Source organism: Amycolatopsis sp. lyj-23, from assembly GCF_046549135.1.
Classification (GTDB): domain Bacteria; phylum Actinomycetota; class Actinomycetes; order Mycobacteriales; family Pseudonocardiaceae; genus Amycolatopsis.
Window position 1 is genome coordinate 79,041 of sequence record NZ_JAJPWN010000018.1, and the last position, 16,977, is coordinate 96,017.

General features: G+C 71.1%; 15 protein-coding genes. 6 read left to right on the forward strand and 9 right to left on the reverse strand.

Annotation, left to right across the window (positions count from 1 at the left end):
• Positions 1–220: 220 nt before the first annotated feature.
• Positions 221–1,366: an LLM class flavin-dependent oxidoreductase gene (locus ACLJPY_RS37445; RefSeq protein WP_410595733.1), complete on the reverse strand. Its 1,146-nt coding sequence runs from the start codon at positions 1,364–1,366 to the stop codon at positions 221–223.
• 159 nt (positions 1,367–1,525) lie between these two features.
• Between ACLJPY_RS37445 and ACLJPY_RS37450 the strand changes: the two genes are divergently transcribed.
• The gene (locus ACLJPY_RS37450) at positions 1,526–3,406 is read left to right on the forward strand and encodes an FAD/NAD(P)-binding protein (RefSeq protein ID WP_410595734.1); all 1,881 of its coding nucleotides are present in this window, start codon (positions 1,526–1,528) and stop codon (positions 3,404–3,406) included.
• Here ACLJPY_RS37450 and ACLJPY_RS37455 read toward each other — a convergent pair.
• From ACLJPY_RS37455 to ACLJPY_RS37465, 3 genes are all read right to left on the reverse strand, one after another.
• Positions 3,390–4,496 carry a glycosyltransferase gene (locus ACLJPY_RS37455; protein WP_410595735.1) on the reverse strand — a complete coding sequence of 369 codons (1,107 nt, stop codon included), beginning with the start codon at positions 4,494–4,496 and terminating at the stop codon, positions 3,390–3,392. The genes ACLJPY_RS37450 and ACLJPY_RS37455 overlap by 17 nt on opposite strands.
• Before the next feature lie 18 nt (positions 4,497–4,514).
• Positions 4,515–5,153, reverse strand: a complete 639-nt coding sequence (locus ACLJPY_RS37460) for an HNH endonuclease family protein (protein ID WP_410595736.1) — start codon at positions 5,151–5,153, stop codon at positions 4,515–4,517.
• 90 nt (positions 5,154–5,243) lie between these two features.
• The gene (locus ACLJPY_RS37465) at positions 5,244–5,888 is read right to left on the reverse strand and encodes a hypothetical protein (protein WP_410595897.1); all 645 of its coding nucleotides are present in this window, start codon (positions 5,886–5,888) and stop codon (positions 5,244–5,246) included.
• Positions 5,889–6,000: 112 nt separating this feature from the next.
• Here ACLJPY_RS37465 and ACLJPY_RS37470 point away from each other — a divergent pair, with 112 nt between their 5' ends.
• A complete protein-coding gene (locus ACLJPY_RS37470) occupies positions 6,001–7,287 on the forward strand; it encodes an adenylosuccinate synthase (RefSeq protein ID WP_410595737.1) in 1,287 nt (428 codons plus the stop codon).
• On the opposite strand, the gene ACLJPY_RS37475 is transcribed toward ACLJPY_RS37470, so the two are convergent.
• On the reverse strand, positions 7,284–7,781 hold the full coding sequence (locus ACLJPY_RS37475) for an OsmC family protein (protein ID WP_410595738.1): 498 nt from the start codon (positions 7,779–7,781) through the stop codon (positions 7,284–7,286). The two genes, ACLJPY_RS37470 and ACLJPY_RS37475, sit on opposite strands and share 4 nt — an antisense overlap.
• A 116-nt stretch (positions 7,782–7,897) precedes the next feature.
• Here ACLJPY_RS37475 and ACLJPY_RS37480 point away from each other — a divergent pair, with 116 nt between their 5' ends.
• Positions 7,898–8,806, forward strand: a complete 909-nt coding sequence (locus tag ACLJPY_RS37480; RefSeq protein WP_410595739.1) for a TIGR03564 family F420-dependent LLM class oxidoreductase — start codon at positions 7,898–7,900, stop codon at positions 8,804–8,806.
• Here ACLJPY_RS37480 and ACLJPY_RS37485 read toward each other — a convergent pair.
• The 4 genes from ACLJPY_RS37485 to ACLJPY_RS37500 form a co-directional block, all read right to left on the reverse strand.
• Complete coding sequence (locus tag ACLJPY_RS37485) at positions 8,787–10,421, reverse strand: Na+/H+ antiporter (protein WP_410595740.1); 1,635 nt, start codon at positions 10,419–10,421, stop codon at positions 8,787–8,789. The two genes, ACLJPY_RS37480 and ACLJPY_RS37485, sit on opposite strands and share 20 nt — an antisense overlap.
• A gap of 106 nt (positions 10,422–10,527) precedes the next feature.
• A complete protein-coding gene (locus ACLJPY_RS37490) occupies positions 10,528–12,069 on the reverse strand; it encodes an amino acid permease (protein WP_410595741.1) in 1,542 nt (513 codons plus the stop codon).
• A gap of 70 nt (positions 12,070–12,139) precedes the next feature.
• Positions 12,140–13,060 (reverse strand): serine hydrolase domain-containing protein, encoded by a 921-nt coding sequence (locus tag ACLJPY_RS37495; RefSeq protein ID WP_410595742.1) that lies wholly within the window; start codon positions 13,058–13,060, stop codon positions 12,140–12,142.
• 40 nt (positions 13,061–13,100) lie between these two features.
• On the reverse strand, positions 13,101–14,237 hold the full coding sequence (locus ACLJPY_RS37500) for a glycerophosphodiester phosphodiesterase (protein WP_410595743.1): 1,137 nt from the start codon (positions 14,235–14,237) through the stop codon (positions 13,101–13,103).
• Positions 14,238–14,608: 371 nt separating this feature from the next.
• Between ACLJPY_RS37500 and purD the strand changes: the two genes are divergently transcribed.
• The 3 genes from purD (at position 14,609) to ACLJPY_RS37515 (ending at position 16,970) form a co-directional block, all read left to right on the forward strand.
• On the forward strand, positions 14,609–15,883 hold the full coding sequence (gene purD / locus ACLJPY_RS37505) for a phosphoribosylamine--glycine ligase (protein ID WP_410595744.1): 1,275 nt from the start codon (positions 14,609–14,611) through the stop codon (positions 15,881–15,883).
• Positions 15,884–16,006: 123 nt separating this feature from the next.
• Complete coding sequence (locus ACLJPY_RS37510; protein ID WP_410595745.1) at positions 16,007–16,387, forward strand: hypothetical protein; 381 nt, start codon at positions 16,007–16,009, stop codon at positions 16,385–16,387.
• Positions 16,388–16,403: 16 nt separating this feature from the next.
• On the forward strand, positions 16,404–16,970 hold the full coding sequence (locus tag ACLJPY_RS37515; protein ID WP_410595898.1) for a DUF3558 domain-containing protein: 567 nt from the start codon (positions 16,404–16,406) through the stop codon (positions 16,968–16,970).
• The last annotated feature ends 7 nt before the right edge of the window (positions 16,971–16,977 follow it).

The following is a 16,977-nucleotide window of genomic DNA, read 5'->3' on the forward strand; positions in this document are numbered from 1 at the left end:
TTACCTCAGCCAGTGTCCCGTGACTGTTGGTAAATCTCTAGGTTCTTTCGCTGGTATCGAAGTGTCACGGAGCTTTCCCGAACGGGTCAGACGATAGCCCCCAGTGTCTGACCGGTGGCTCAGGAGTCACCGATCGATCATTCCGTACCGCTTGGTCGGTCGCCAGGGGCAAAAGTAGCCACCTCGCGGTCGCGAGGTGGCTACCAGGGGGAGCAGGAGGTCAGCCGTCGACGGCGAGCGCGTCCTCGGCGGGGGTCCGGGCCGCCTCGGCGGCGCGGACGGCGTCGCGCTTGGCGACCTCCTCGCGGACGATCGGGATGACGTACCGGCCGAAGTCGATCGTGTCGCCGAGCATGTCGTAGCCGCGGGCGGAGAGGATCTCCACGCCGAGGTCGTAGTAGTCGAGCAGGGCCTGCGCGACCGTCTCCGGCGTCCCGACCAGCGCGTTCGAGTTGCCGGCGCCGCCGGTCGCGGCCGCGGTCGGCGTCCACAGCGCGCGGTCGAAGCGCTCACCCGCGGCCGCGATCTCCAGCAGCCGCTGCGAGCCGGTGTTCTCCGGTTCGGTGAGCTTGTGCCGCCGGGTCAGCGGCTGGCCGCCCTTGGTCCGGTCCTTGATCGCCCCCACGGTGGCGTACGCCTTCTCCCAGGCCAGCTCCTCGGTCGGCGCGATGATCGGCCGGAACGCGACCTGGATCCGCGGCACGTCGGTGCGGCCGGCGGCTTTCGCGGCCGCCTTGACCCACTCGATCTGCTCGGCGGTCTGCGCCAGCGGCTCACCCCAGAGGCAGTAGATGTCCGCTTCGGCGCCTCCGGCGGCGTACGCGGCGGGCGACGAGCCGCCGAAAGACACCTTCGGCCGCGGCTGCTGGACAGGCTTGACATCGCTGACGTAGTCGGCAAAGCGGTAGTACTGGCCTTCGAAGTCGAAGGGCTCGTCCGACGTCCAAGCCTGCTTGACGATCTGGATGGCCTCCCGCGTGCGCCCGTAGCGCTCGTCCTTCGTCAGGAAGTCGCCTTCGCGCTGCTGCTCGTGGTCGTTGCCGCCGGTGATGAAGTGCACGGTCAGGCGGCCGTCGGAGATCCGGTCGAGCGTCGCGAACGTCTTCGCCGCGAACGTCGGGTACGAGACGTTCGCGCGGTGCGCGAGCAGGATCTGCAGCTTGTCGAGCTTCGTGGCGACGTACGCGGCCGCCTGCGCGGGGTCGGGCGAGCCGGAGCCGTAGGCGAACAGCACCCGGTCCCAGCCGAAGTCTTCGTGCGCGCGGGCCAGGCGCAGCGTGTACTCCTTGTCGAACACCCCGCCGGAGCGGGCGTGCGTCTCCGACCCGTCGTGCGTGCCCCCGATGCCCAGGAACTCCACCGGCATTCCGTCACCTTCTCTCCCGTCGGTACTGCCCACGGCTACGCCGGGACGGGCGGGCGCGGCAACGGAGTCCGCAGGGTGGAACCAGTGGCGGCCGCGGGGATGGGTTCCGCACTGTGAGAAAGGGTTCGGGCGCCGGAACCCCGGCGTAGCTTCGGATCCGTGGCCGATTCCCCGCCGTTCACCCTGGCTGTCGTGGGCGCCGGACCCCGCGGGGTCGGCGTCCTCGAGCGGCTCGGCGCGAACGCGGCGGAGCTGCTCGGCGGACGGCGGCTCGAGGTGCACCTGATCGACCCGTTCCCGCCGGGGCCCGGCCGGGTGTGGCGCTACGACCAGTCGCCGCTGCTGCGGATGAACTCCATGCCCGAGGACGTCACGATGTTCACCGACGACTCGGTGAAGATGGCCGGCCCGGTGCGGCCGGGGCCGTCGCTGCTGGAGTGGGCGCGGAAGGTGCGTGACGGGGCGCTCGACGCCGACGTGCCGCCCGACGTCGTGGCCGAGCTGACGGCCCTGGACCCCTTCCACTTCCCGACCCGGCGCCTGCAGAGCGCCTACCTCACCTGGGTGTACCGCCAGGTCGTGGCGGACCTGCCGGACGGCGTCGGCGTCGTCGAACACGCGGCCCGCGCGGTCGCGGTCGACGGCCGGACCGTCCGCCTCTCCGACGGGTCGGCGATCGTCGCGGACGCCGTCGTCTTCACGGTCGGGCACCTCGACGCGGAACCCGACGAACGGGAGCGCGAGCTGGTGGCGTTCGCCGCGCGGCACGGGCTGGCCTACTACCCGGCCGGCTACACCGCCGACGTCGACTACGCGGGGGTCGAACCCGGGGAAACCGTGCTGGTGCGCGGGTTCGGGCTGGCGTTCGTCGACCTGATGCTGCTGCTGACCGAGGGGCGCGGCGGCCGGTTCGAGGACCTCCCGTGCGGCGGCCTGCGCTACCACCCGAGCGGCGCCGAGCCGGTGCTGCACGTCGGCTCGCGGCGCGGGGTGCCCTACCACGCGAAGATCGGCTACCGGCTGCGCGGGAAACCGTTGCGGCTGCCCCGGTTCTTCGACGCCCACGCGATCGACGCGCTCGCCGGCGACGTGCTCGACTTCCGCGCGGACGTCTGGCCGCTGATCGCGAAGGAACTCGCGTGGGGTTACTACAGCGAGCTGTTCACCGGCCACCCGGACCGGGTGACCCTGGACTTCGCGGTGTTCGCCGACGCCTTCGCCGACCTGGCCTGGGATTCGCCCGGCATGCGGGAGCTCGTCGCGCGGGCGGTGCCCGCCGAGGCCGACCGGCTCGACCTCGACCGGCTGGACCGGCCGATGGCGGACCGCACCTTCGGCACGGCGGAGGAGTTCGGCAAGGAACTGCGCAAGTACGTGGAGGCCGACCTGGCGCGTCGGGCGGACCAGGAGTTCAGCGCCGACCTGGGCGCCTTCATGGCGTTGCTGTCGGTGTACGGCCAGCTGCCCGGTCTGGTCCAAAGAGGACGGTTGGCGGCCGCGTCCCAGGTGTCCGACATGGACGGCTGGTTCCACGGGTTCTTCTCCTACTACGCCAGCGGGCCGCCGCCGCGCCGGTTGGAAGAGCTGCTGGCGCTGCACGAAGCAGGGCTGGTTTCCTTCGCGGGCGCGGACATGCGGGTGACGGCGGACCGCGGCGTCTTCGCGGCGACGTCGGCGAGCCACCCGGAGACGGTCGAGGCCCGCACGCTGATCGAAGCGCGGCTGCCGGGCCCGAGCGTGACCCGCGCCGCCGACGGCCTCCTCCGGCAGCTGCGCGATGCGGGCGAGCTGGCGGAGGAGACGGTGGCGGACCCGCTGTCGGGCGCGTTGCTGCCGTCGGGCCGGATCCACACCCGCGTGTCGGACTCCCGGGTCCTCGACGGCACCGGACGGCCCCACCCGCACCGGTTCGCGGTGGGCCCCCACACGAGCGCCCGCTCGGCGGCGGCGTTCACGCGGCCGCGGACGAACGCGTTGTCCTTCCGCCAGAACGACGCGGTGGCGCGGGAAATCCTGGCGCTGGTCAGCCCGCCCAGCTGACGAGCTCGCCGAGGACGACCTCGGGCGACGGCAGGTCGGCGATCTCGGCCGCGATGCCCTGGGCGATCTGCCGCGCGGCCGGATCGGCCAGCAGTTCGCGGGCCGCCGCTTCGATCGCGGGCATCCGGACGGCGTCCCCCACCAGCGCCTTCGCCGCACCGAGCGCCGACAGCGCTTCCGCGTTGGCGAACTGGTCGGCACCCTGGGGCAGGACCAGCTGCGGCAGCCCCGCCGCGAGCGCGCCGAGCACCGTCCCCGTGCCGCCGTGGTGCACCACCAGGCCCGCGTGCGCCAGCACCGACGCCTGGGGCACGAACCCGGCGACCCGCACGTTCTCCGGCACCGGGCCCAGCGCCGCGGGATCGCCCGGGCCGACCGCCACGACGACGTCCACCGGCAGCCGCGACAACGCCGCGATCGCCCCGCGCAGCACCTGGGTCGCGCCGAAGACGACCGTGCCCAGCGTCAGGTACACGAAGCCGTCTTCCGGCAGCGGAGGCAGCGGGACGTGGGCGTCGTACGGCGTCGGGCGCATCCGGAACACCTTCGGGACGCCGGCTGTGCCCGGGTCGCGGACGCTGTCCGGCCAGACGTCGATGCAGGTGTCGCCCAGCATCGCGTCCGCGGGCAGCTCGCCCCAGAGCGGTGCGAGCCGTTCGGCCGCGACGGACAGGAGCTCCGGCGGCATCGACCGGCCGATCACGAGCGACACGGCCGGGACGCCCGCCCGCTGGGCCAGTGCGCCGGTGCCGACGTCGCTCTGCTCGTAGACCACCAGATCCGGGCGCAGCGCGGGCAGCAGCGGGCGGAGGTCCGCCATCGTCGCCCGCGGCAGCAGTTCGGCGAACATCGTGATGCCGACGTCGATGAAGCCGGCGTCCGCGCCGTGGCGCCGCTGGGCTTCGGCCTCCGCCTCGCGGATCGAGATGCCGACGCGATGGGCCTCGAAGCCGAGCTCACGCACCTTCGGCACGAACGCCTCGCCGGTGCCGAAGACGACGTCGTGCCCGGCCGCGCGCGCCGCGTCCGCCAAGGGGAGCAGGGGGAAGAGGTGGCCGTACGCCGGGCGGCACGTGAACAGGATCCGCACCGCCCGAGCGTACCGGCGTCAGCAGCGGTTGAGCATGTCCGTCAGCGCGGTCTTCTCGGCGGAGTTGACCGTCAGCTTGAACCGGTACTTCACCGCGACCCACATCTTCGCGTAGGTGCACCAGTAGCTGACCAGCGGCGGCTTCCACGCGTCGGGCGACTTGTCGCCCTTCTCCTGGTTGACGTTGTCCGTCACGGCGATCAGCTGCGGGTCGGTGAGGTCGTTCGCGAACGCCTGCCGCTGCGCGGTCGTCCACGAGGAGGCGCCGGTGCGCCAGGCGTCGGCCAGCGGCACGACGTGGTCGATGTCCACATCGGACGCCGCCGTCCAGGTGGCGCCGTCGTACGGGCTGAACCACTTGCCGGAGGTCGCGGCGCAGCTCGAGTCGGTCACCACGTTCGTGCCGTCGCGCTTGAGCACCACTTCGCGGGTGTTGCAGCTGTTGCCCTGGTCGATCCAGTGCGGGAACTTGTCGCGGCTGTAGCCGGTCTGCGAGCCGTCGGCCTTGACGGTCAGCCCCGCGAGCTCGGACTTCGCCGTCGTGGCCGACGGGATGCCCGCCGGGGTCGCGTCCGCGACCCCGGCCAGGGTGCCGGACAGGACCGCGGTGACGGCCAGCACGGTGAACGAATGACGAACAGCACACCTGGTTGGCATTTTGCTGCCTCCGGGTCAGGGGCGGGGACAGCCCACCCTGAACCACCGGAGTGGCGGGTACAACACGTATAGGTGACGGGTTGCTGTCCGTCAGACGGCGCCCCGGACCAGCCGCAGGTCCTCGGTGTGCCGGTACCAGGTCCACTTGTTGACCGCGCGCTCGAACACCACGTCGTCACGCACCGGCCGGGTCGGGATGCAGCCGATCTGGAACGCCCGCGAGTACAGCGTCGACGGCCGCTTGAAGATCGTGCCCTTCACGACGCGGACGGCGAGGCCGGGGCCGCCCGGGTCCGGTCTCACCTCGATCGACGCGGCGGGGCCCCGCAGCGCCACCTGCTCGTCGGCGTAGGCCACGCCGCGGACCATCCGCAGCTGCCCGCGCCCGACGAGCACACCGCCGACGTCGTCGCGGATCAGGGGCACCGGGTCGACCTCGCCGCGCAACGCCAGCGCGAGCGCCCGCAGCGGCGTCTGCGGCAGGCCCCAGAGGGCGCCGACGACCGAGTCCGGCGAGGACGGCACGAACCCGACCGACACGCCGGAGAGCGCGTCCTTCCGGAGCAGGCGCAGCACGACCGCGGCGAGGTCGGCATCCGTGCCCGAGACGACCAGGTGATCGTGTTCGCCCAGCAAGGGGTCGATTTCCGCCTTGCCGGGCCGGCTCGGCACGCGGATCGACTCGACGTCGTCGACTTCTTCGAAGCCGGCCGCGTCGTCGCCACAGGCCACCACGATTCCGCGCACCCGCGGGTCCTCCGTTACAGTCATGCACCGGCATTTCGTCAGCGCCACCGGTGTCCGTCCGGGACACTAAACCTCAGTCGTCGAACACCTGGAGTGTCACATGCCGGCCATCGTGCTCATCGGTGCCCAATGGGGAGACGAAGGCAAGGGCAAGGCCACCGACCTGATGGGTGACCGCGTCCAGTGGGTCGTCCGCTACCAGGGTGGCAACAACGCCGGTCACACGGTCGTCCTGCCGAACGGCGAGAACTTCGCCCTGCACCTCATCCCGTCCGGCATCCTGACCCCGGGCGTGACGAACGTCATCGGCAACGGCGTGGTGGTCGACCCGGGTGTGCTGCTCGAAGAGCTCTCCGGTCTCGAAGCGCGGGACGTCGACACGTCCAAGCTGCTGATCTCGGCCGACGCGCACCTGATCATGCCGTACCACGTGGCCATCGACAAAGTCACCGAGCGGTACCTCGGCAGCCGCAAGATCGGCACCACCGGCCGCGGCATCGGGCCGTGCTACCAGGACAAGATCGCGCGCGTCGGCGTCCGCGTGCAGGACCTGCTGGACGAGAAGATCTTCCGCCAGAAGGTCGAAGCCGCGCTGGAGTTCAAGAACCAGGTGCTGGTGAAGGTCTACAACCGCAAGGCCCTCGACGCCGACCAGGTCGCCGACGAGGTGCTGGCGGCGGGCGAGAAGTTCGCGCACCGCATCGCCGACACGCGCCTGCAGCTCAACCAGGCCCTCGAGCGCGGCGAAACGGTGCTGCTGGAGGGGTCGCAGGGCACGCTGCTCGACGTCGACCACGGCACCTACCCGTTCGTGACGTCGTCGAACCCGACGTCCGGCGGCGCGAGCGCGGGCTCGGGCATCGGGCCGGGCCGCATCACGACGGTGCTCGGCATCCTCAAGGCCTACACCACGCGCGTCGGCTCCGGCCCGTTCCCGACCGAGCTGCACGACGAGTCCGGCGAGTACCTGCGCAAGCAGGGCGGCGAGTTCGGCGTGACGACCGGCCGCTCCCGGCGCACCGGCTGGTTCGACGCGGTGATCGCGCGGTACGCGGTGCGCGTCAACGGCATCACCGACTACTTCCTCACGAAGCTGGACGTGTTGTCCGGGCTGGAGAAGGTGCCGGTGTGCGTCGGCTACGAAGTCGACGGATTCCGCACGCCGGACATGCCGATGACGCAGACCGACGTGCACCACGCGATCCCGATCTACGAAGAGCACCCGGGCTGGTTCGAGGACATCTCGGGGTGCCGCACGTTCGAGGAGCTCCCGGCGAACGCGCGCGCGTACGTCGAACGCCTGGAAGAGCTTTCAGGCGCCCGGATCTCCGCGATCGGCGTCGGCCCGGGCCGCGACCAGACGATCGTCCGCCACCAGTTCGTCTAGGTCAGCTTGGTGCTGACCGGCGTCTCGTTGCGGAACAGGTCGAGCACCGGGCAGTGCTCGTCGACCTCGCGCTTGAGGTCTTCGTAGCGCTCCCGGCTCGCCGGCCCGTCGAGCTCGACCGACACCCGCACGTCCCCGAAACCGGGGCGGGTGTTGAAGGAGAAGCCGAAGAAGCCGTGCAGGTCGAGGTCGCCGTCCACGGTGACCTTGATGGAGTCGATCGGGATCCCGCGCTTCGCCGCCCAGAACTGGTAGGTGATGACCTGGCAGGACCCGAGGGCAGCCAGCGCGTACTCGACGGGGTTGGCGGCCTGGTCGGTCCCGCCGAGCGCGGCCGGTTCGTCGACGGTGAAGGTGTGGTCCCGCACCTTGACCTCGACCTCGGTCCTGGTGCCGGGCTTGAGAACGTGGCCGACGCTGAAGGAGACGGCAGCGTTGTGCGGATCGGCGTCGACGGCCTTGCGGGTGCCTTCGATGACTTCGGTCAGCGACATGGGGCTCTCCTGGGTGATCGGTTTCGCCACAGAGTGGGCGAATCCCGGGTGCCGCGCTCGGGTTCTCAAGTCCTGGGAAGCCGGAAACCGGTGGCGCGGCTCGCTAGCTTGGGAACATGACCATCGGAGTCACGCTCCCCGCGGGCGACACCGGCTCGGCGCCCAACCTCGTCGACGAGCTGCTCGCCCAGACCCGCCAAGCGGCCGACGCGGGCCTCAAGTCCGTCTGGTTCTCACAGCTCCCGCTCAGCCAGGACGCCATCGCCGTCGCCGCGCTGGCCGGGCGGGAAAACCCCGGCCTCGAGGTCGGCACCTCCGTCGTCCCGACCTACCCGCGCCACCCCCTGCTCGTCGCCAGTGCCGCGGTGACCGCGCAGGCCGCCACCGGCGGGAACTTCACCCTCGGCATCGGGCTGGGGTCGAAGGGCTTCCTCGGGCCCGTCTACGGCGTCGAGTACCCGCCGCCGATCCGGCACCTGCGCGAGTACCTCACCGTCCTGCGGCAGGTCTTCGCCGGGGACGCCGTCGACTTCGACGGCGAGACCGTCCAGGCGCACCCGCCGGGTCCGTCCACTGTGGCCGGTGGCGGGGACATCCCGGTCATCGTCGCCGCGATGGGGCCGCAGGCGCTGCGCGTCACCGGTGAGCTCGCCGACGGCACGCTGCCGTTCCTGGCCGGCCCGAGAGCGCTTTCCCGGGAAATCGTGCCGGCCCTGCCCGAAGGCAAGCGGATCATCGCCGCCGTCCCGGCCATCGTCACCGACGATCCCGACGCCGTCCGTGCGCTCGCCGTGGCGCAGATGGGCTTCTACGCGCAGATCCCGTCGTACCGGCGGATTCTCGAGGTCGAAGGCGTCGGCCACCCGGCGGACCTGGCGCTCATCGGCGACGAGAAGACCGTGCTGAACGGCCTGCAGCGGTACTACGACGCCGGCGCGACCGACGTCCTCGTCTCCCAGACCGGCATCCGGTCGAGCGAAGAGCGGCTCCGGACCTGGGAGGTCGTCAGCTCATTCGGTTCGTGAGGGTCGCCGTCACCGACATCTCCTCCAGGTCCAGCTCCCGCAGCACCTTCCGCAGCACTTCGTCGTCGAGGCGGCCCGCGCGGTTCTCGTCGATCATCGCCTTGCGCTGGGTGATCAGGAGCTCACGCCGGGCCTTCGCGAACTGGGCCTGCGGGCTGCCGGACCGGTCTTCGCCGGACAGCGTGATCGCGGCCTTGGCGAAGCGGTAGCGCGTGTCGATGAGCCGCTGGAGACGCTCCTTCAGCCGGTCGACCTTCTCCTGGGGCAGGTCCAGCGAAGCCAGCCGCTCGCGGCTGATCTCGCGCAGCCGCTCCTGCGCGGCCTTCTTCGCGACTTCGCGTGCGGCGAGCTCTTCCTCTTCGTCGCGCGATACTTCCTCGGGGTCTTCGACCTTGAGCGCCCGGATCAGCAGGGGCAACGTCAGCCCCTGGATGAGCACCGTGCCGATGGCGACGGTGAACGCGAACAGCTGGATCTCCTCGCGGCCCGGGGTGGCGGCCGGGACGCCGGCCGCGGCGGCGAGGGTGACGACGCCGCGCATGCCGGTCCACGACACCACCGCCAGCGTCCGCCAGGACGGCGCCTCGCGGTCGCGGCCGAACAGCCGGACCGTCTGCGGCAGGTAGGCCGACACGAACACCGCGGGGATCCGCACCAGCATCGTCACCACCAGCACCGCCGCGGCGCCCAGCACGAGCGTGCCGTTGTCGCGGGCCGCGTGCTGGGCGCCGTCCAGCACGAAGGGCAGCTGCAGTCCCATCAGCGCGAACACCAGCGCCTCCAGCAGGACGTCGATCGACGCCCACACCGATCTGTCCTGCATGCGGGTCGCGGGTGAGGCGTACAGCGCGCGGTGGCCCAGGAGCAGGCCCGCCGCGACGACGGCGAGCACGCCGGACCCGCTGAAGTCGTCGCTGAAGGGGTGCAGGTGCTCGGCGGTGACGTAGGCGGCGAACGGCACGATGATCCCGAACGCCGACTCCACCAGCGGGTCGTCGAGCTGCCGCCGGATCAGCACCACGAGCGCGCCGATGGCCAGGCCGACGCCGATGCCCAGCACGGTCGCCACCCCGAACACCGCGAACCCGTGCCCGGCCGAGCCCGCGGTGCCCGCGACGGCGGCGAGCGCGACCTTGTACAGCGTCAGCGCGGCGGCGTCGTTCACCAGGCTTTCGCCGGTCAGCACGGTCATCACCCGCCGCGGCAGGCCGAGCTTGCGCCCGATCGCGACGGCGGTCACCGCGTCCGGCGGCGCCACCACCGCGCCGAGGACGAGCGCGGAGGCGAACGGCACGTCCGGCAGCAGCAGGTGCACGACGACCGCGACGACCAGGGCGGTCAGCGCGACCAGCACCACGCCCAGCGCGACGATCGGCCGCAGCGCCCGCTTGAAGTGCGTCAGCGAGCTTTCGAGCGACGTCGAGTAGAGCAGCGGCGGCAGCACGGTGGTGAGCACCAGCTCGGGCTCCAGCTCGAACCGCGGCACACCGGGGATCAGCGCGACGCCGAGCGCGACGACCACCACCAGCAGCGGCGCGGACAGGTTGTAGCGCCGGGCGACCGCCGTCAGCGCCAGCGAACCGGCGAGCACGCCCATCAGCGTCAGAATTTCCACGAGCCTGATCTTTCCGCAGGTCGCGGGCCTCTGCTCGACTTCCGTTCACACCCTGGGCGGAGGACGTGCACCGACGGCACTCCGGCTGCTACGTGTTCACCGAGCGTCAGCCCAGCTCCTTCAGCTCCTGTTCCACCGCGGCCAGTTCCGCCTCCGAACCCTGGACCTTCGGTCCGGTGAACCACTTCCGGGCCGAAACCACCCACCACAGGGCAGCCCCGCCCAGCACCACGAGGAAGGCGATCGGCGTGTAGTTGAACGAATCGGCCGTCACCGGTGACACCTGCGGCAGCATGAACAGCACGAAGATCAGCGCGACCCACACCGTCGCGATGATGCCGACCGGCTTGCCCCAGCGGCCGAGCGTCCACGGGCCCGGCTCGAACGAGTCGCCGCGGCGGACGCGCAGGAACACCGGGATCACGTACGCCACGTACAGCCCGACCACGGCGATCGACGTCACCGCGGCGTAGGCGGTCGCGCTCCACAGGTACGGCAGGGCCAGCACCAGGGCGCCGCCCGCGGCGAGCCACACGGCGTTGGTCGGCGTCTGCGTGCGCTTGTTGATCCGGTGCCAGAAGCCCGAGCCCGGGATCGCGCCGTCCCGGGCGAAGGCGTAGATCATCCGGGAGTTCGCGGTCACCGACGCCATGCCGCAGAACAGCTGGGCGCCGATGCAGATCAGCAGGAGGAACTTGCCGGTGACCGCGCCGGTGGCGTCGATGAAGATCTGCGCGGGCGGGACGCCGGTCGCGGAGTTCACCGCACCGTCGTAGTCCTGGATGGCGAACGTCAGGCCGACCAGCAGGATCCAGCCGGCGACGAGGGAGACCACGATCGACATGACGATGCCGCGCGGCCCGGCGGTCGCCGCGCTCTTCGTCTCCTCGGTCATGTGCGCCGAGGCGTCGTAGCCGGTCAGCGTGTACTGCGCGACCAGCAGGCCGAGCGCGAAGACGTAGAACGTCGAGCCCCAGCCCGTCTGGTTGACGAAGCTGCCGAAGACGAAGGAGGCGTCCTGGTGCTTGGCCGGCACGAAGACCAGCACGCCGACGATCACCAGCACGCCGATCAGGTGCCACCACACGCTGACGTTGTTGAGGATGGCCACGATCCGGACGCCGAAGGTGTTCAGCAGCCCGTGCACCACGAGGATGATCGCCAGCAGCAGGATCGTGTGCCCCGGCGTCGCTGCGAAGCCGAACTGCAGGTCGAGGAACGCGTTGAGGAACAGCGCCGCGCCGAAGTCGATGCCCGCGGTCACCGCGATCTGCCCGATGAGGTTGAACCAGCCGGTGAACCACGACCACGCGGGTCCGTTCTTCGGCGCCAGCTTCGCGGCCCAGTAGTACAGCCCGCCGGCGGTCGGGTAGCTGGAGCAGACCTCGGCCATGCCGAGCCCGACCAGGACCACGAACACCCCGACCAGCGGCCAGCCCCAGATCATCGCGGCCGGGCCGCCGGTCTTCATGCCGAAGCCGTAGAGCGTGAGACAGCCGGAGAGGATCGAAATGATCGTGAAGGAGACGGCGAAGTTCGAGAACGCCGACATCGTCCGCTTGAGCTCCTGCGCGTACCCCAGCTGGTGCAGGCGCGCGCTGTCTTCGTCGGCGTGGTCGGGGGTGGTCTGCTGGTCGGAAACATCCATCGGGCACCTCTTGAAAGGTATGCGGCCAGACCATTGAATTCGCCGAAGGTAGCCCCGGTCCCGGAGGGTGTCAAGCCTCCGTCAAGAACTCGTCCAGCCGGCGCAGCAGGGGCCCGCCACCTCGGTGGTTGTTCGAGATGAGGGTCGCGGTGACACCCGACGACGGCCGGTGCGTGCTCCGGAACGAGACGCCGGAGTCGCCGCCCTCCAGCCGCACCAACCCGGGCCCCGGCAGCCAGAAGCCGAGCCCGTAACGGTCCGTGTGCGGGCGCAGCACCCGGTCCGCCCACGCGGGCGGCACGATCCGGCCCTCGAGCAACGCGGGCCAGAACCTCCGGATGTCGGCGGCGGTCGTGTAGATCCCGCCGTCGCCGTGGCCCACGACCGGCAGGCTGAACACGTTGGTGCGGCCGTCTTCCAGGTAGCCGGTGGCGGTCCGGCCGGGCAGCGCGTCGGAGCGGAGGAACGCCGTGTCGGTCATCCCGGCGGGCTCGGTGACGCGCGTCCGCACGAGGTCGGCGAAAGGTATGCCGGCGATCCGTTCGGCGATCAGGCCGAGCACGACGAACGCACTGTTGTTGTAGCGGAACCGTTCGCCGGGCGCGAACTGCTGCGGGAAGCCGCCGAGCGCGGCGAGGTAGTCGGCCGACGTGGCCAGCAGCGGGGTCGGCGGCGGGTCCGCCTCTTCGTCGCAGTAGTCGCCGATGCCGGACGTGTGCGTCAGCAGGTGCTCGACGGTGACGCGGTCGTCGATCAGCGGCAGGTCGGCACCGAGGACTTCGCGCGCCTTCGTCGTCAGCTCCAGGCGGCCCTCGGCGACCAGGCCGACCACGACCAGAGCCGTGAAACCCTTGGTGCCACTGGCGATCGCGAAGCGGGTGTCGAGGGTGTTTTCGACGCCGTAGCCGACGTGCGCGTACCCGCCCGCTTCGGCGAGCAGGACCTCGTCACCGCGGCTGACCAGCACGACACCGGAAAAGGGCGCTCCCATGGACTCAGGGTCCACGGGAGCGCCCGCCGGGGCAAAGCGATTACCAGCCCAGGAACGCGTGCAGCGACTCGAGCGCGGTGTCCGGCTGGTCGGCGAAGAAGCCGTCGACGCCGGCGTGGAAGAACGCGGCCTCTTCGGTGAAGACGTCACCGTAGGCGTCCGGCTGGGCCGAGGACCGCAGGTTGGCGGGCAGGAACGGGTTCTCGTTCCGGAAGGTGTACGGCTGGACCTTCAGGCCGGCCTGGTGCGCGTCCGCGACGAGCGTCGTCGGTGTGCCCAGGTTGTCGTTCTTGTCCCGCGGGATGACCTGCGCCTTGTCCGGCCCGAGGTACTTCGCGTACTTCGCGACTTCGCGCAGCCCCTGCGGCGTGACGAGGTCGGCGTACGTGCGCTTGTCACCCTTCGCGACGAAGTCCGCCGGAGCACCGCTCGCCGACGTCAGCTGCAGCAGCGGTGTGCGGACCTGCTTGTGCAGCGCGATCAGGTTCGACACCTCGAACGACTGGATGATCGCGGGCGCGTCCGGCCGGTCGAGGCCGTTGCGCTTGAGGATCGCGACCAGCTTCGGCTCGGTCGGGTTGCCGATCGACTGGAAGAACGTCGAGTGCTTGACCTCGGGGTAGGTGCCCAGCGTCCGGTGCAGCTCGCGGCCGAGGCGCCTGGTCAGGTCGAGGACCTCCTGGTAGGAGGCGATCTGGTAGCGCCCGTTGTACAGCGTGTTGTGCGGCCGGTTCTGCGGGATGCGCTCGACCGCGCGCAGCGTCTTCAGCTCGGCGAGGGTGAAGTCCTGGGTGAACCACCCGGTGGTGGTGACCCCGTCGAGCACGACGGTCTTCTTCCGGTTCGCGAACTCGGGGTGCTTCGCGACATCGGTCGTACCGCCGATCTCGGGCTCGTGCCGGGCGACGAGCTGCCCGTCCTTGGTCGGCACCAGGTCGACGTCGACCCAGTCGACCCCCATCCGGAAGGCGAGCTCGTAGGAGGCGAGGGTGTGCTCCGGCCGGTACCCGGGCGCGCCGCGGTGTCCGATGATCACGGGCTCATCGTGGCCCCGCCCCCGCGCGGCCGCATCGCCGGACCCGCTCTCGGCGGCACTCGCCGACCCGACGGCAACCCCGGTGACGCTCAGCAACGCCAGCCCGGCCAGAGCGAGGATGCCGACACGTTTGCGCTTCATCTGGTGACCTCTTTCCTACAGGGTGTGCCCTGACTACCCGCGTCACCCTCGATGTCGCAAGCGTCCGAAGTACGTACCTGACCGGTCAAGGCGGTAAACGGCGCGTGGACTCCTGTTCGCTCGCGGGCCGGCTTGGGGTGGCGGGGGGAGGTCTGGGTGGGGCCGCCGGTGGTGCTTCGGCGCGCCGGTCACGCTGTTCGCCTGGCCGACTGCGGCGGGCGCAGGTCGCTGTGGCGGACGAGCAGGGCCTGCCAAACCCGGCCGAACCCGCCCCACCGCGCCCAGCCGCAGCCGACCAGCACAAGCCCCACGACTGTCCCCGGCGATGGTGCGATGTCCCCCCGCCCACCCGGCCGGATACGCTGTGCGGCGTGCGCGTACTGGTAATCGGCTCCGGCGCCCGGGAGCATGCACTCGTCCTCGCGGCGTCCGGTGATCCCGCCGTCACCGCCCTGGCCTGTGCCCCCGGCAACGCCGGGACCGCCGCGGTCGCCGAACAGCTCGGTGTCGAAGCCGCCGATCCCGAGGCCGTTGCCGGGCTCGCGAAGAGCTGGCAGGCCGATCTCGTCGTGGTCGGGCCCGAGGTTCCGCTCGTCGCCGGTGTGGCCGATGCCGTGCGGAAGGCCGGTATCGCCTGCTTCGGCCCGTCGGCCGCCGCCGCTCGGATCGAGGGGTCGAAGGCCTTCGCGAAGGACGTCATGGCCGCCGCGAACGTGCCCACCGCGCGCTGCGAGGTCGTCGACAACCCCGCGCGCCTCGATGCCGCGCTCGGCCGGTTCGGGCCGACCTGGGTCGTCAAGGACGACGGGCTCGCCGCCGGCAAGGGTGTCGTCGTCACGACCGACTACGACGTCGCCCGCAAACACGCCATCATGCTGCTCGACGGCGGCCACCCGGTCCTCCTGGAGTCCTATTTGGACGGACCGGAAGCCTCTCTGTTCTGCTTCGTCGACGGCGGCACCGTCGTCCCGCTGCTGCCCGCGCAGGACTTCAAGCGCGTCGGCGACGGCGACGCGGGCCCGAACACCGGCGGCATGGGTGCGTACTCGCCGCTGCCGTGGGCGCCGGAAAACCTGGTCGACGAGCTGGTCGAGACGGTCGTCCAGCCGGTCGCCGACGAGCTCGTGAACCGCGGTGCGTCCTTCTCCGGCCTGCTCTACGCCGGCCTGGCGCTCACCTCCGAGGGCCCGCAGGTCATCGAGTTCAACTGCCGCTTCGGCGACCCGGAGACGCAGGTCGTGCTGGCGCTGCTGCGCACGCCGATCGCCGGCCTCATGCACGCCACCGCCACCGGCAAGCTCGCCGAGCACCCGCCGCTGGAGTGGTCCGGCGGCGCCGCGGTCACCGTCGTGATCGCCGCCGACGGCTACCCGGGCAAGCCGCGCACCGGTGACGTCATCACCGGGGCCGAGCTGGAAGGCGTCCTGCACGCCGGCACCCGCCGCCGAGACGACGGCGCCGTCGTCTCCTCCGGCGGCCGCGTGCTCTCGGTCGTCGGCACCGGCAAGACGCTGAAGTCGGCGCGCAAGCACGCCTACGAAACCGTCGAAAAGGTCCACCTCGCCGGCTCCCACCACCGCACGGACATCGCGCTCAAGGCGGCGAACGGCGAGATCAGCGCCCCGACGGCGAAACAGCGCGCCTGATTCCACGGATCGAGGGAACCGGCCGGGCGCACTCATCGTCCAAACTCAGGCTGCCACCACGTCCGCGTTGGTAGCCTCGACGGGAACCGGCCGGTCACTGTCCGTATGACGTCAGGGGAGCGCATGTCAGGACCCTCGTACGACCTCAGCTCGGCTGTCCCCGTAGCACCGGCGGCCGCGGACGTCCTGGTCCACCCGGACAAGCTCCTCGACGTCGCCCGGATCGTCGAAGAGCAGGCCAACGCCCTCGAAGACCAGCTGCTGACCCGGCTCGGCCAGCTGCGGATCGACGCGCCGTCGGCCGACGTGATCAGCACGCAGTCGGTGCAGGCCTGGAACACCCTGATCGCCGACGGCGACCGCTCCTACGCCGGGCAGGTCCGCGAGTACGTCGCCGGCCTCAAGCGCCTGGTCTCCCAGCTGCGCGACGCCGCGAAGGACTACAAGGTCAGCGACGAGGAGAAGGCGGCGGCATTCGGTGACCGCGGCAAGCACGGTGCGTAAGCGGATCGCCGGGGGCGTGCTCGCGACGGCGGCGCTCGCCGGCTGCTCCGCGGGCACCGACGGCACGCCGTACCCGGTCGAAACGGCCGCCACGGCGGCGTCGCAGAGCGCCAAGGCCGCCCAGCTGCCGAAGCGCCCGGCCGAGCTGTCGCTGCAGGGCGTCGACCTGTGCGAGATCTTCCCGCAGGTGCAGCTCGACGCGCTGAAGATCACCAGCAACCCGCGGCCGGCCACGGAGCCGGACGGCCCGGTGTGCGTGTTCGACGCCGACGGCGCCGAGCCGGTGCACTCCTACCACGTCCGGGCGGTGCAGGCGGACCTCGACCAGTGGATCACCGGCAACCGCAAGAAGAACAGCATGACCACCGAGCCGACGGCGATCGGTGGGTACCCGGCGCTGACGAACCACCGCGCGGCCGGCGACCCGGCCGACTGCGAGACGCTCGTCGGCGTCGCGAAGGACCGGACGCTCGCCGTCCAGACCTTCGCCATCACCCGCGGCCGGCTCACGCAGCCGCAGCTGTGCGACATGTCGGCCCACGCCGCCGACCTGGCGTTGCAGACCCTGAAAGCACGCAACTAGGGAGGGC